The following is a 15,350-nucleotide window of genomic DNA, read 5'->3' as shown; positions in this document are numbered from 1 at the left end:
CGGTAAGCCCTTACTTGAGAAAAATGCTATAATAGGATAAAGATTTAGAAAAGGACTTTGGTTTATGAAAAGGTACTTGTTAGGGATTTTTATTCTTTTTTTGAGTTTATTTTTTGCTGGAACGGTGTCAGCTTTAGACTATCAAATCCAGTCATATCAAGGAGATTTGGAGATCCACGCCGATAATACAGCCACCTATACAGAAGAGGTGACCTATCATTTTGATGATGATTACAATGGCCAGATGGTCTCTTTAGGATCGGCAGGAAAGATGCCAGAAGGCTTTGCTATTGATTCAGACCCAAAAGTTTCCGTGAAAACCAATGGAGTCGTAAAATATGACTTTGAGCCACGAGTCACAGATTTGGGAGATGGCTACGAAGTCAAGATTTACAATGCAGGTAAAGAAGGCGACACGGTCAAAGTAACAGTCACATGGAACTTGACCAATCTTCTTTTCCTCCATAAAGATATAGCAGAGCTCAAATGGACGCCGATTAGTGATTGGGAAGAGGAACTGCAAAATGTGACGATTAAGGTTTGGGGTCTGGGAACTTGGACCTTAACGGACATGTATGTTCATACAGGTTATTTTGGCCAATCGGCCACTATAGATGAAAATCGTGGTGTTTATCAGATTCAGCTATCTCATTTGCCTAGCAGGAAGAAGGTCGAACTGCATGGATATTGGCATCGACAGGCCTTGCATCAGGCAGCAGAGGATCCAAAAGCAACCGACTATCTACAGACTTTTCAAGCAGTTGAGAAAGAGATTGTAGCTAAGAGCCAGTTTTATCATCGCTTGGGGGAAGTTTATCTGCCTCTTTTGGCCTTGTTCTTGCTGATGCTTTCGGGAATATTTTATCTGATCTTTAGGATTAAGATTCGCCCTAGCCAAGCTTTTCCTAAAGACGCTCGCCTCTATGAAGCTCCGCAAGATCTGGCCCCGCTCATTGTAGCGGCCAATATCTTTGCTGTGGATATGAGAGAAGTCGATCCGACCAGTGGCGGACGGGCGCATTTGAAATTTGAAAATCTAGTGCAGGCAACCTTGCTGGATTTGATGGATCGGGGCTATATCGAGCTTTTAGGAACTGCAGACAAGCCAATCTTGAAACCAACTTCTAAAAAAGGTTTATCAGAGTTTGAAGGTCAATTCTTACAGATGGCATTTGGCGACCATAAACAGGCAGCTGTAGCAGACTTGTTTGAATCTTATCAGATTTCAGAAGACCTTTATAAAAATAAAAGATCAACAGATGAAGCGCGAATCCGCCAAATTGGAAATCGAATAAAAAATCGCTTTTCAACTGATTTAAACCTTTTGTCTGAACAAGTATTAAAGGAGATTCGGGAGCTAAACTTGCTGGATCACTATCGTCCTTTGAAACGAGGAGAAAAGCTTCTCTTGTGGTTGGCTCTAATGGCAAGTTTCCTTGCTTTCGTCTTGTCTCTCTTGACATTTTTTGTCTATTTGATCAAGCTAGACGGTTTTATTTGGCCCTATCTTCCGCTTGCAGCTATTGCTTCAGTTTTGACTGTCCTGCTGGGCAGAGCCTTGCAGCTATATCAGCGGGATGGTGTTCTGAGCGATGAGGGAGCCCATGATTTCTATCTCTGGAATAGCTTTGCGAATATGCTACGCTACATCGCTCGCCTATACGATACCGAGGTGGAGGGCATTGTCCTGTGGAACCGGCTTTTGGTCTATGCTACCCTATTTGGCTATGCAGATCGTGTTAGTCGGGTCATGAAGCTGCGTCAGATTTCCTTGGAAAACGCGTCTATGAATAGTTATCTACAATACAATCTTCATCCTGTTTTCTACGCAAGTTCCCATAGTTTTTCAAATTATGGACACATTGCCTCTACGGCCAGTCATTTTTCTGTTTCATCGGGAGGCGGAGCAGGAGGTGGCTTCTCTGGTGGCGGTGGAGGCGGCGGGGGCGGAGCCTTTTGATAAAAAGCTTGCCAAAGCCTTTGAGAAAGCTTTTCCTCTCCTCCAATATGTGGTATAATAAATGTTAAAGTTGTTTTAGGAGTTATCTATGTTTATTATTGAAATTTTAAAGTCCATTATTTATGGAATTGTTGAAGGAATTACAGAGTGGCTACCCATTTCGAGTACCGGCCACTTGATTCTGATTCAAGATTTTATCAAGTATAAAAATGAAAATCCAGCCTTCATGGAAATGTTCAATGTAGTCATTCAGCTGGGAGCAATCTTGGCGGTTGTGGTGATTTATTTTGATAAGCTCAATCCTTTTAAACCAGGAAAAACAGCTCGTCAAATTCAGCTGACCTGGCAGCTCTGGGCCAAGGTAGTCGTTGCTGCTTTGCCAGCCGCAATCATCGGCCTTTTCCTAGACGATTGGTTTGAAGCACATTTTTATAATCTGGTATCCGTCGCAATCATGCTGATTATCTACGGGGTTGCCTTTATCTATCTGGAAAAACGAGAGCAGGTGGAGCCGACTGTTACAGAATTGAGTAGACTTCCTTATCAAACAGCCCTTTATATCGGTCTTTTCCAAGTCTTGTCCCTCTTTCCAGGAACTAGCCGTTCAGGTGCGACCATTGTCGGTGGTCTCTTGAATGGTGTCAGCCGATCTGTTGTAACAGAGTTTACTTTCTACTTGGGTATTCCAATCATGTTTGGCGCAAGTGGGCTGAAAATCCTGAAATTTATCATTAAGGGCAATTCTTTAGGCTTCGACCAATTATTCCTTTTGTTGGTAGCTATGGGAGTGGCTTTCGGTGTCAGTCTTTATGTGATTCGCTTCCTAACAGACTATGTCAAGAATCATGACTTTACAATCTTTGGTAAATATCGGATCGGCCTCGGAGCCCTGTTGTTGGTTTACGGTCTGATTAAGGTCATTATTGGCTGATCAAGGCTTGGGAATTTTCCCAGCCTTTTCTTATTTGACCAGTTATTTTTTTGAAATAAGTTTAGAATTTTAGTATAATAGAAAGACTATGAAAGTATGAGGTTGATGAGATGGAAGTGAAACAGATTAATGATTCAACGATTAAAATTACCATCCAGTTGGAAGATTTGGAAGAACACGGAATGGAAATTGCAGATTTCCTGGTTCCCCAAGAAAAAACAGAAGAATTTTTCTATACAATTTTGGATGAGTTGGAAATGCCGGAAAGCTTTTTAGACAGTGGCATGCTCAGCTTTCGAGTGACGCCTAAACCAGACAAGCTGGATGTCTTTGTGACGAGATCCAAGATTGATAAGAATTTGAATTTTGAAGATTTGGGCAATCTACCAGACCTAGATGAGCTCAGCCAGATGTCGCCAGACGAGTTCTTAAAGACTTTGGAAAAAAATATCTTTGAAAAGAGTAAGGATGACCTAGAGGCGGTTAAATCTTTAGAGGCAGCCGAGGCTGATCAGGAGGATTCTGCGGATTCTTCAGAGGAGAAGGACGAAGAGAACCTAGACCGTTATGTCTACTATATTTTGTCATTTACTGATTTGCAGAGTGCAGTTGCTTTTGCCAAAACGGTTGACTACCCAATAGACCTGTCAGAACTTTATAAATATGACTCTGCCTACTACCTGACTATTTTGGTAGATCTGGAAGAGAAACCAGAGCTTTATCCAGCTTGGTTACTAGCTAAAATGCGTGAATTTGCTGAGGATACAGATATTACTCGTTCTGTCCTGCAAGAACACGGACGTCTGCTTTTGGTGACAGAAGCCATCCAACAGTTGCAGAAAGTTGAATGCTTATGATTGCTTTTCCATTGAAGTTCATTTTGGTGCTACTAGCAACGTTTTTTGTCGGAGTTGTGCTGACTCCCCTCGTTCGGCTCTTGGCTTTTAAAATGGATGCAGTCGACTATCCCAATGCTCGACGAATCAATAAAAAGCCCATGCCGAGTGCAGGCGGACTGGCAGTTGTGACGGCTTTTACCGTGGCGACTTTGGTCTTCATGCCGCAGATTATTGGTGTCACTTTCTTTGAACAGACTTATTTTGATTATATTTGGCCAGTGGTGTTGGGGGGCTTGATTGTTGCCCTGACGGGTCTTATCGACGATATTAAAGAATTAAGTCCTCTGCTGAAGCTAGGGGGAATCGTGCTGGCTGCCTGTCTGATTTGGTGGCTGACGGATTTCCGCTTGGATGATTTTAAGATTCCTTTTGGAGGACCCCATCTCTTTTTCCCACCTTGGCTATCTTTTATTTTGACCATTCTCTGGATTGTCTCTATTACCAATGCGGTCAATCTCATGGACGGTTTGGATGGCCTTGTCAGCGGAGTCTCCATTATTTCCTTGCTAACCATGGGCATTGTTTCCTACTTTTTCTTACCGGGTCATAATTTATTCCTGACCCTGACCATCTTGGTTTTAGTGGCCTCTATTGCTGGCTTCTTTCCTTACAATTATCATCCAGCCATTATATATGGCGGGGATACGGGGGCTCTTTTCATCGGTTTTATGATTTCGGTCCTGTCTCTACAAGGCTTGAAGAATGCAACGGCAGTAGCGATTGTCACGCCTATGATTATCTTGGGTGTGCCGATTACCGATACTTTTTTAGCAATCGTTCGTCGGACTTTGTCTGGTCAGAAATTTTACCAGCCTGACCGTCATCACCTTCACCATAGGCTCTTGTCCTTGGGGCTGACACATCGGGGGACAGTTCTGGTTATCTATGGAATTTCGATGATTTTCTCGATGATTTCCCTCCTGCTAAATGTATCGAGCCGCATCGGAGGACTCCTCCTCGTAATTGGTCTTCTGCTGGGAGTAGAACTCTTGGTAGAACTAATAGGGGTTCTGGGTCCACAAAGGACGCCCTTGCTCAATATTTTGCGTTTTATCGGGAACTCTTCTTATCGAGAAGAAGTTCGACAGAAAAAGCATCAAAAGAGCCGCAAACAAGAATAGTTCTAAACAAAATAAAAGCCTTTTGGGCTTTTTTTTGATATACTAAAGAAAGCATAAATTGCCAAAAAGGAAAGGAAAACAATCATGTCTGTATTGGAAATCAAAGACCTTCATGTTGAAATTGAAGGGAAGAAAATTCTTAAGGGAGTCAACTTGACGCTGAAAACAGGAGAAGTTGCAGCCATCATGGGACCAAATGGAACAGGGAAGTCTACACTGTCTGCAGCCATCATGGGCAACCCTAACTATGAAGTGACTCAAGGAGAGGTGCTTTTTGATGGGGTCAATATCTTGGAACTGGAAGTAGACGAGCGTGCTCGTATGGGGCTCTTCCTTGCGATGCAGTACCCTAGTGAAATTCCTGGTATTACTAATGCAGAGTTTCTCCGTGCGGCCATGAATGCTGGCAAGGAAGACGATGAAAAAATCTCTGTCCGTGACTTCATTACTAAACTAGATGAAAAGATGGAACTGCTCAACATGAAGGAAGAAATGGCTGAGCGCTACCTCAATGAAGGCTTCTCAGGTGGTGAGAAAAAACGCAACGAAATCCTGCAGTTGCTCATGCTAGAGCCAACTTTTGCGCTTTTGGATGAGATTGACTCAGGTCTGGATATCGACGCTCTCAAGGTCGTATCTAAAGGGGTCAATGCTATGCGTGGAGAGGGCTTTGGCGCTATGATCATCACCCACTACCAACGCCTGCTCAACTATATCACTCCAGATGTAGTTCATGTCATGATGGAGGGGAAAGTTGTTCTTTCTGGCGGTCCAGAATTGGCAATCCGCTTGGAAAAAGAAGGCTATGCCAAATTGGCTGAAGAGTTGGGCTTCAACTATACTGAAGAAGTCTAGTCAAACATTCTTTTGACTTTGATAAAAGATAGGAGAATGACATGACAAAAGAATTGATTCAAGAATTTTCACAAGTTCACGCAGAACCAGCATGGTTGGCTGATCTTCGTCAAAAGGCTTTTGACAAGATTGATCAGCTAGACTTGCCAGTTATTGAGCGGGTTAAATTTCACCGCTGGAATCTGGGAGACGGACGGATTTCTGATAGCGAGCCTCTGACCAATGTGCCAGATTTCACGGCTCTTGGAGACAATCTCAAGTTTATCCAAATGGGAACCCAAACTGTCCTTGAGCAGCTGCCAGCTGATTTGGCAGAGCAAGGTGTGGTCTTCACTGATTTCCACTCTGCTTTGGAAGAAATTCCAGAGCTGGTGGAGAAGCATTTTATGTCCGCAGTCAAGTATGACGAGGACAAATTGGCGGCTTACCATACGGCCTACTTCAACAGCGGTGCGGTGCTTTATGTGCCGGACAATGTTGAGATTGACCAGCCGATTGAAGGAATTTTTTATCAGGACAGCGAAAGCGATGTTCCTTTTAACAAGCATATTTTGATTATCGCGGGCAAGCACTCAAAGGTTAACTACTTGGAACGTTTGGAAACTTACGGTGAGGGATCTGTTCCTGCAACTGCCAATATCACTGTTGAAGTCATTGCCCAGGCTGGAGCTCAGATTAAGTTTTCAGCTATTGATCGTTTGGGCGAAAATGTAACGGCTTATATCAGCCGTCGCGGTAAGCTGGACAATGATGCCATGATTGACTGGGCTATCGGTGTTATGAACGAAGGCAATGTCGTGGCTGACTTTGACAGCGACCTTTATGGCAAGGGAAGCCATGCGGATATGAAAGTAGTGGCGCTCTCGAGTGGCAAGCAGGTTCAGGGAATTGACACCCGAGTGACTAACTATGGCTGCAACTCTATCGGAAATATCCTGCAGCACGGGGTTATTCTAGAAAAAGGAACCTTGACCTTCAATGGTATTGGTCATATTATCAAAGGAGCCAAGGGTGCTGATGCCCAGCAGGAAAGCCGGGTTCTTATGCTGTCTGACCAGGCTCGCTCAGATGCTAATCCCATCCTCTTGATTGATGAGAACGATGTGACAGCTGGTCACGCGGCTTCTATCGGTCAGGTGGATCCAGAGGATATGTACTACCTCATGAGTCGGGGTCTTGATAAGGCGACGGCAGAGCGCTTGGTCGTGCGTGGCTTCTTAGGTTCAGTGATTGTGGAAATCCCTGTTAAGGAAGTCCGTGATGAAATGATTGAAAATATCGATATTATTCTCGCAAAAAGATAAAAAGCTGGGCCTTGTCCCGTATAAAGTAGATAGGAGTCTTCATGTCTGGATTTAATGCAGAAGCAATCAAGCAAGATTTTCCCATTTTGGACCAAATTGTCAATGATGAGCCTTTGGTTTATTTGGACAATGCAGCGACAACCCAGAAACCCAAGCAAGTGCTGGCAGCTATTGAAGACTATTATCTTAGAGATAATGCCAATGTCCACCGCGGTGTGCATACGCTGGCCGAGCGGGCGACAGCAGCCTATGAAGCAGCCAGGGAAAGAGTTCGTTCTTTTATCAATGCGGCTTCTAGCAGAGAAGTCCTATTTACACGAGGAACCACGACGAGTCTCAATTGGGTGGCTCAGTTTGCGGCTGAAAGGCTGCAGTCTGGTGATGAAGTGATGATTTCTATCATGGAGCACCATTCCAATGTTATACCGTGGCAGGAAGCTTGTAGGAAGACTGGAGCCAAGTTGGTCTATGTCTATCTCAAGGACGGCTCTCTGGATATGGAGGATTTTCGTGCCAAGCTCAATGAGCGGACCAAGTTTGTCTCTCTGGCTCATGCTTCTAACGTGCTCGGGGTTATCAATCCCATCAAGGAGATTGCCCAGCTGGTTCATCAGCAAGGTTCGCTTTTGGTGGTGGATGGGGCTCAATCCATTCCGCACATGAAGATTGATGTGCAGGATTTGGATGTGGACTTCTTCGCCTTTTCAGGGCATAAGATGGCAGGTCCGACGGGTATCGGGGTTCTCTATGGCAAGGAAGAATTGCTAGAAGAGATGTCACCAGTCGAGTTCGGTGGCGAGATGATTGATTTTGTCTATGAGCAGGAGGCGACTTGGAAGGAGCTTCCGTGGAAGTTTGAGGCCGGTACTCCGAATATGGCTGGAGCAATCGGTCTTGCGGCGGCCATTGATTATTTGGAAGAATTGGGCATGGATGACATTGCCCGGCATGAGCAGGACTTAATTGCCTACGTATTTCCTAAGTTACAGGCAGTGGAAGGCTTGACCATTTATGGCTCTCAGGATTTGGCCCAGCGCTCAGGCGTGATTGCCTTTAATCTGGATGGTCTCCATCCGCATGATGTTGCGACGGCTCTAGACTATGAGGGAGTGGCTGTTCGGGCGGGTCACCATTGTGCTCAGCCTCTGCTTACCTATCTGCAGGTGCCAGCGACTGTGCGGGCCAGCTTTTACATCTACAATACCTATGCGGATTGCGACAAGCTGGTGGATGCTTTAGAAAAGACAAAGGAGTTTTTCAATGGCGCTTTCTAAGTTAGACAGTCTTTACAAGGCGGTTGTGACCGATCACTCGGCTCACCCCCATCATCATGGGAAACTGGAAGATGTGGAGCAAGTAGTTCTCAATAACCCGACCTGTGGCGATGTCATTAGTCTGTCTGTGAAGTTTAATGAGGAAAATCAGATTGAAGATGTTGCATTTGTTAATTCAGGCTGTACTATCTCAACGGCTTCGGCCAGTATGATGACGGATGCGGTTCTGGGCAAGACAAAAAAGCAGGCGCTGGAGTTAGCGGAAGTTTTCTCACAGATGGTTCAGGGCCAAGAAGACAGTCGCCAGAAAGAATTGGGAGATGGCGCCTTTTTAGCAGGCGTTGCCAAATTCCCGCAGCGGATTAAGTGTGCGACCTTGGGCTGGAATGCCCTCAAGCGAGCAATTGAAGAAGATAAAAAGTAAGAATGTGAAAGGAAATTATGTCAGAAGAAAGAGTAGAACCAAAACCGATTGATCTAGGTGAGTATAAGTTTGGTTTCCATGACGATGTTGAGCCTGTTCTCTCGACAGGGAAAGGGTTGAATGAAGCGATTATTCGTGAGCTTTCTGCAGCCAAGGATGAACCGGAGTGGATGTTGGACTTCCGCCTTAAGTCCTACGAGGTTTTCAAGAAAATGCCGATGCAGACTTGGGGTCCAGATTTGTCGGAAATTAATTTTGATGACTTGATTTATTACCAAAAGGCCTCTGATAAGCCAGCTAGAAGCTGGGATGAAGTGCCTGAGAAGATCAAGGAAACCTTTGAGCGGATTGGGATCCCAGAAGCGGAGCGAGCTTACCTTGCTGGTGCAGCTGCCCAGTATGAGTCCGAAGTGGTCTACCACAATATGAAGGAAGAGTTCCAAAAGCTTGGGATCGTCTTTACGGATACCGACTCAGCTCTTAAGGAATACCCAGAGCTTTTCAAGCAGTATTTTGCTAAGTTGGTCCCTCCAACAGATAACAAGCTAGCAGCTCTCAACTCCGCCGTCTGGTCTGGTGGTACCTTTATCTATGTTCCAAAAGGTGTTAAGGTAGACATTCCACTTCAAACCTACTTCCGTATCAACAATGAAAATTCCGGTCAGTTTGAACGGACCCTGATTATCGTTGATGAGGGAGCAAGTGTTCACTACGTAGAAGGATGTACAGCTCCTACTTATTCAAGTAACAGCTTGCATGCTGCTATTGTCGAAATCTTTGCCCTTGACGGTGCCTATATGCGCTATACGACCATTCAAAACTGGTCAGATAATGTCTACAACCTTGTAACCAAACGAGCGCGGGCTATGAAAGATGCGACGGTTGAGTGGATTGATGGAAACTTGGGCGCCAAAACAACCATGAAGTACCCATCTGTTTACCTTGATGGAGAAGGGGCGCGTGGTACCATGCTTTCTATTGCCTTTGCTAATGCTGGACAGCATCAGGATACAGGGGCTAAGATGATCCACAATGCGCCACACACCAGCTCGTCTATCGTGTCTAAATCCATCGCTAAAGGTGGAGGTAAGGTAGACTACCGCGGTCAAGTGACCTTTGCTCGCAATTCTAAGAAATCTGTCAGCCATATCGAGTGTGACACCATTATTATGGATGATTTATCTGCTTCAGACACTATTCCATTTAATGAAATCCATAACTCACAGGTAGCTTTGGAGCATGAAGCTAAAGTTTCTAAGATTTCCGAAGAGCAGCTCTACTATCTCATGAGCCGCGGTCTATCTGAATCCGAGGCGACGGAAATGATTGTCATGGGCTTTGTTGAGCCATTCACTAAAGAACTTCCAATGGAATACGCTGTTGAGCTGAACCGCCTCATCAGCTATGAAATGGAAGGGTCTGTTGGATAAAAAGAGGCATTGGCCTCTTTTTTTATTGCGAATAAAGCTTTGCCTAGGCAAAGTATTTAAAAGATTCAGAGGACCTGTTAAACAGTAGCGGATACTCGATGCGAGTTAACCCTCAAAGAATTTTTTGATGATGTTAAACGTTTACGACTATACAAATAACCGCGAATTAATTGATTCGCGGTATTTCTTTTATAACTTCTCATTGACAAAGCGGATGAAGTCGTTCCACCAGACTTTGAAAATAATCGCTTTTTCAACCTTTTTTTCTGTAACCATAGAAATAGAAGTTTTCTTATTTTCGATGTAGCCCTGGCCGATCGGTTCAGAATCTGTATAAGTGAGGGTGCCCACTACACTACCCTTTTTCAAAGGTGCCTGCAGCTCCTGTGGACTTGGAGTAAAGGTGACTTTATGTTCAGCCTGATTGGCTATCCGTTCTAAGATTACCAAGTCCTCACTGGCAACTGCAGCGACCTTATCCTCTTGGCTGTCTCTAACAGCTACTTGAGAGTTATTGTATCTTTCCCCTTTTTTGACAAGAACTGTAGGAGAGAAATTTTGTGTAACGTAGGTCATTAGGCTAGATGTAACGCCAAAACGGGTATTAGGGTCGTTATCTTCCTGTGCGACCCCTAAAACGACTGTGATCAATCGCATCCCTTTTTCACTTGTTACACCGACAAATGAAGCACCACTCTGCTCAGACCCGCCTGTCTTCAAACCCTTCACTCCTGTCCGAAAACTAGGAGAGCCTTCCAACATTAAGTTGGGATTTTCTAGTTGGATTCCTGCAAAATTTACATGAGATTTGGAAGTGATGCCAAGGACTTCTGGGTAGTCATCGATCAGATGTGAAGCAATCACGGCTATATCATAAGCACTGAATTTATTGACAGTCTCTTGTTTTTTCTTGCTTTTAGAATTCTCTGCGGCCTCCTCTTCGGTATTGGTAGTTTCTAGCGAACCATCTAATAAACGAATATCTGTACCAGTAGCATTTACAATGGTTGCATCAGAAATATTCCATTCNTTGAGTTTGGCTTTCATCATTTTGACAAAATTTTCNTCNCTTCCANCAACTTTTTCTGCCAAAGCAATAGTGGCGCTGTTGGCACTGGCCAAAAGAGAGGCATTCAGTAAGTCCTTTACCTTGTAGCGTCGCGCTTCCAGAGGCAGGTTCGCGATAGAGGGATTTACTGTCAGCTGGTAAGCATAATCAGAAATATCAACCTCAGTTTCTAGGCTCAGTTTGCCATCAGCAATGGCCTCGTAAACCAGATAAGCAGTCAAGATGTTAGTAATAGCACCGACTTCTAGTGGGCTTGTAGCCTCCTTTTCATAGAGGATTTTTCCTGAGTTTGCATCGACAGCAATGGCGCTTTTAGCGGCAATTTCATAGTCATCTGCTAGAACAGGCTTGGCAATCAGACCAAAGAATAGCAGTAGGAATACAAAAAATTTTTTCATTTCTTTCCCCTAGATTAGTAATAAATCTATTGTAACATAAAAAAGTCGATATTTTGATAATCCTATTCAAGAATCCTTGTAAAATATTGAACAGGTTATTATTTATAATATTTTTTGTATTTTTATGAAAATATATGAAAATGCATAAAAATTTTCCTATACTTTGTTTCAATAAAAATAAGAAAAATGCATAGAAATTTAAATTTTTCTAAAATAAGACTTGTTTTTGTCTGGAAATGATGTATAATAATACATAATCTAAAGAAGGAGATTTGCTCATGAAAAAATCTAAATGGTTGGCTATTACTGGTTTGGTTGCAGCATCAGCGCTATTCTTAGCTGCTTGTGGCAAGTCAAGCACTAGCTCGGCAAAGACATATTCTTATGTCTATAATACAGATCCAGATACATTGGATTATGTAAACTCCAATCGCTCCTCCACTTCTGACGTCATTGCCAATTTGGTCGACGGTCTTTTAGAAAATGATCAATATGGGAATCTTATCCCTTCATTGGCTGAAGACTGGACTGTGTCTAAAGACGGCCTGACTTATACTTATAAGTTGCGTAAGGACGCTAAATGGTACACAGCAGAAGGTGAAGAATATGCTGCTGTCAAGGCACAAGACTTCGTAACAGGGATCAAGCACGCTGCAGATGAAAAATCGGAAGCATTACCAATCGTGCAAAACTCTATCAAGGGATTAGATGCTTATATCAAAGGAGAAAGCAATGATTTCTCTACTGTAGGTGTCAAGGCAATCGACGACTATACAGTCCAATACACCCTGAATCAGCCAGAAAGCTACTGGAATTCTAAGACAACGATGGGCATTCTCTTCCCAATTAACGAAGAATTTCTGAAGAAAGAAGGCAAGGACTTTGGTACCGTGAAACCTTCCGGTATCCTCTACAATGGTCCATATGTATTAAAGTCATTTACTTCTAAGTCTGTTATCGAATATTCTAAAAACCAAAACTATTGGGACAAGGACAATGTGAAGATCGAAGATGTCAAGCTGACTTACTATGATGGTTCTGACCAGGAGTCATTGATCCGTAACTTTACTGATGGTGCTTACACACAAGCTCGTCTCTATCCGACTAGCTCAAACTATGCATCAGTAGAAAAGAAATATAAAGACAACATCATCTTTACTCCACAAAACTCAACTAGCTATTTCTATGCCTTTAACTTGAATCGTCAGGCTTATAGCCACACTTCTAAGACAGATGCCCAAAAAGCTGCCAGCAAAGAAGCAATTCAAAATAAGGACTTCCGCCAAGCAATCAACTTTGCTTTTGACCGTAAATCCTTTGGTGCCCAGATGAATGGTAATGAAGGAGCAACGAAGATCATCAGAAGCCTGCTTGTACCTCCTAGTTTTGTGCAAGTAGATGGCAAGGATTTCTCGGATGTTGTTGAATCACAGCTGGCTTCTTATGGGGATGAATGGCAAGGTGTCAAATTAGCTGATGCCCAAGATAGCATTTACAACCCAGAAAAGGCCAAGGCAGAATTTGCTAAAGCCAAAGAAGCTTTGCAAGCACAGGGAGTTGAATTCCCAATTCATCTAGATGTACCAGTTGACCAAACTGATAAAATCATGGTGCAGCGGACGAATTCCTTCAAACAATCTGTTGAGGCAGCTCTAGGCCAAGAAAACGTTGTGATTGACGTGCATCAAATGTCATCAGACGATTTTGATAACTCTACTTACTTTGCAGAAACAGCTGCCCAAAAGGACTATGACCTCAATATGTCTGGTTGGTCAGCAGACTACCAAGACCCAGTGACTTATCTGAATATCTTTAACCCAGAGACAGGGGATATCTTGGACAATATTGGTCTGACAAAAGGTCAAAACCAAGATCTTGCTTCTAAGGTTGGTTTAACGGACTACAAAGCGCTTTTGGATCAGGCAGATGCAGAAAAGCAAGATACCAATGCTCGCTATACGAAGTATGCAGCAGCGCAGGCTTGGTTAACAGATAGTTCTATTGTGATCCCATCTATTTCTGCAGGTGCTTCACCAATGGTTCAAAAGGTTGTACCATTTACCAAAGCCTACTCTTATGTAGGTATCAAGGGTGATGTCTATGTATTTAAGGGAATGGAGCTTCAAGATAAAGTTCTGACAGTAGCTGATTATCAAAAAGCTTTGAAAAAATGGGAAAAAGAAAAAGAAGAATCAAATAAAAAAGCTCAAGAAGAGTTAGCAAGTCACGTTAAGTAACAGAAAAGGTATGACGATTGTCATACCTTTTTAAAGTATAAAATCCTACATTTCGTTTATTTTTTTGAACTGTTGAGTTTCTCCTTAAGGAGAAATAAGAAAAGGTCCGATTGTTTCGGACCTTTCATTGTTTATTTTGGTGCGATGACTTCTAAGCCACCCATGTAAGGACGTAGGACTTCAGGAATGGTCACAGAACCATCTTCATTTTGGTAATTTTCCAAGATAGCAGCGACTGTGCGTCCGACAGCCAGTCCAGACCCGTTGAGAGTGTGGAGGAGTTTGACCTTGCCATCTGCTTCGTCACGGTAGCGGATTTGGGCACGACGAGCTTGGAAATCTTCTGTGTTAGAGCAGCTAGAGATTTCACGGTAGGTGTTCTGAGCTGGAATCCAGACTTCCAAGTCGTAGGTTTTAGCAGCTGAGAAGCCCATGTCGCCAGTAGAAAGGGCAACAACGCGGTAAGGCAGATTGAGCTTTTGCAGGATGTTTTCTGCATTGGCAGTCATCTTTTCCAGCTCTTCATAAGATTCTTCTGGCTTGGCAAATTTTACCATTTCGACCTTATGGAATTGGTGCAGGCGGATCAAACCGCGTGTGTCACGACCAGCAGAACCAGCTTCAGAGCGGAAAGATGGGCTCATAGCTGTGAAGTAGATTGGCAATTCTTTTCCGTCTAGAATTTCATCTCGATAATAGTTGGTCAGCGGAACTTCAGCAGTCGGAATGAGAACAAAGTTAGTGTCGCTCAGTTCGAAAGTATCTTCTTTGAACTTAGGATATTGGCCAGTACCAAACATAGAGTCATGGTTGACCATATAGGGAGTGATGACTTCTGTATAGCCTTCTTTGCCGTGCTCATCCAGCATGAAGTTGTAGATAGCGCGTTCCAAACGAGCTCCCAAGCCCTTGTAGAAGAGGAAGCGGGCTCCCGTAACTTTTGCGCCACGTTCCCAGTCCAGGATATCCAAATCTTCGCCCAAATCCCAGTGCGCCTTAGCTTCAAAGTCAAATTGGCGAGGTGTACCCCAACGGCGGACTTCTACATTATCATCCTCGTCTGCTCCGACTGGCACGCTATCGTGCGGAATGTTTGGCAGGGTTGTGGTGAACTCGGTCAATTTAGCATCCAATTCAGCCAAAGTAGCATCCAAATCCTTGACTTGGGCAGATAGTTTTTGCATGGCTGCAATCTTGTCATCTGCATTTTCTTTATTACGTTTGGCTTGGGCAATCTCTGCAGAAACAGTGTTGCGTTCTGCTTTGAGATTTTCTGCTTTCACCAGCAAATCACGTCGTTGCTCATCAATTTCCTTCATTTGATTGAGCACATCAGCTGCTACACCACGGGTAGCTAATTTCTCTGCGACAGCATCAAAGTCTGTCCGAATACGTTTTAAATCTAACATAAAACCTCCAAAAAATAAAAGCACACCGAGGAAACTGTT

At 43.6% G+C, this 15,350-nt stretch carries 12 protein-coding genes; 10 read left to right on the top strand and 2 right to left on the bottom strand.

The features are described from left to right. Positions 1-64: 64 nt before the first annotated feature. The 9 genes from D8792_RS00700 (at position 65) to sufB (ending at position 10,198) form a co-directional block, all read left to right on the top strand. Complete coding sequence (locus D8792_RS00700) at positions 65-1,960, top strand: DUF2207 domain-containing protein (RefSeq protein WP_125372494.1); 1,896 nt, start codon at positions 65-67, stop codon at positions 1,958-1,960. Positions 1,961-2,048: 88 nt separating this feature from the next. After that, positions 2,049-2,891 (top strand): undecaprenyl-diphosphate phosphatase, encoded by an 843-nt coding sequence (locus D8792_RS00695; protein WP_125372493.1) that lies wholly within the window; start codon positions 2,049-2,051, stop codon positions 2,889-2,891. Between the two features lie 110 nt (positions 2,892-3,001). Then, positions 3,002-3,748, top strand: coding sequence for an adaptor protein MecA (mecA, locus tag D8792_RS00690; protein ID WP_125372492.1), 747 nt, complete (start codon positions 3,002-3,004; stop codon positions 3,746-3,748). Next, complete coding sequence (locus D8792_RS00685; RefSeq protein WP_125372491.1) at positions 3,739-4,911, top strand: glycosyltransferase family 4 protein; 1,173 nt, start codon at positions 3,739-3,741, stop codon at positions 4,909-4,911. The genes mecA and D8792_RS00685 overlap by 10 nt, the downstream gene beginning before the upstream one ends. A gap of 84 nt (positions 4,912-4,995) precedes the next feature. After that, the gene (sufC, locus tag D8792_RS00680; protein ID WP_125372490.1) at positions 4,996-5,766 is read left to right on the top strand and encodes a Fe-S cluster assembly ATPase SufC; all 771 of its coding nucleotides are present in this window, start codon (positions 4,996-4,998) and stop codon (positions 5,764-5,766) included. Between the two features lie 41 nt (positions 5,767-5,807). Continuing rightward, positions 5,808-7,070, top strand: a complete 1,263-nt coding sequence (gene sufD / locus D8792_RS00675) for a Fe-S cluster assembly protein SufD (protein ID WP_125372489.1) — start codon at positions 5,808-5,810, stop codon at positions 7,068-7,070. A gap of 41 nt (positions 7,071-7,111) precedes the next feature. Next, a complete protein-coding gene (locus D8792_RS00670; protein WP_125372488.1) occupies positions 7,112-8,344 on the top strand; it encodes a cysteine desulfurase in 1,233 nt (410 codons plus the stop codon). Continuing rightward, positions 8,331-8,768: a Fe-S cluster assembly sulfur transfer protein SufU gene (gene sufU / locus D8792_RS00665; RefSeq protein ID WP_125372487.1), complete on the top strand. Its 438-nt coding sequence runs from the start codon at positions 8,331-8,333 to the stop codon at positions 8,766-8,768. The genes D8792_RS00670 and sufU overlap by 14 nt, the downstream gene beginning before the upstream one ends. Before the next feature lie 17 nt (positions 8,769-8,785). Continuing rightward, on the top strand, positions 8,786-10,198 hold the full coding sequence (gene sufB / locus D8792_RS00660) for a Fe-S cluster assembly protein SufB (protein WP_125372486.1): 1,413 nt from the start codon (positions 8,786-8,788) through the stop codon (positions 10,196-10,198). A 189-nt stretch (positions 10,199-10,387) separates the two neighbouring features. Here the strand turns inward: sufB and pbp3 are convergent, their stop codons facing one another. After that, entirely contained in the window at positions 10,388-11,665 is a 1,278-nt protein-coding gene (pbp3, locus tag D8792_RS00655; RefSeq protein WP_125372485.1) for a D-alanyl-D-alanine carboxypeptidase PBP3, read from the bottom strand. Between the two features lie 278 nt (positions 11,666-11,943). On the opposite strand from pbp3, the gene D8792_RS00650 reads away from it, so the two are divergent. Further along, complete coding sequence (locus tag D8792_RS00650; protein ID WP_185758374.1) at positions 11,944-13,902, top strand: peptide ABC transporter substrate-binding protein; 1,959 nt, start codon at positions 11,944-11,946, stop codon at positions 13,900-13,902. Between the two features lie 131 nt (positions 13,903-14,033). Here the strand turns inward: D8792_RS00650 and serS are convergent, their stop codons facing one another. Then, positions 14,034-15,311: a serine--tRNA ligase gene (gene serS / locus D8792_RS00645; RefSeq protein WP_125372483.1), complete on the bottom strand. Its 1,278-nt coding sequence runs from the start codon at positions 15,309-15,311 to the stop codon at positions 14,034-14,036. Positions 15,312-15,350 lie beyond the last annotated feature (39 nt).

It is taken from the genome of Streptococcus cristatus (assembly GCF_003943505.1).
GTDB classification, from domain to species: Bacteria; Bacillota; Bacilli; order Lactobacillales; family Streptococcaceae; genus Streptococcus; species Streptococcus cristatus_E.
The sequence above is the reverse complement of the archived record's forward strand: the minus strand, read 5'-3'. Positions and strand labels throughout refer to the sequence as shown.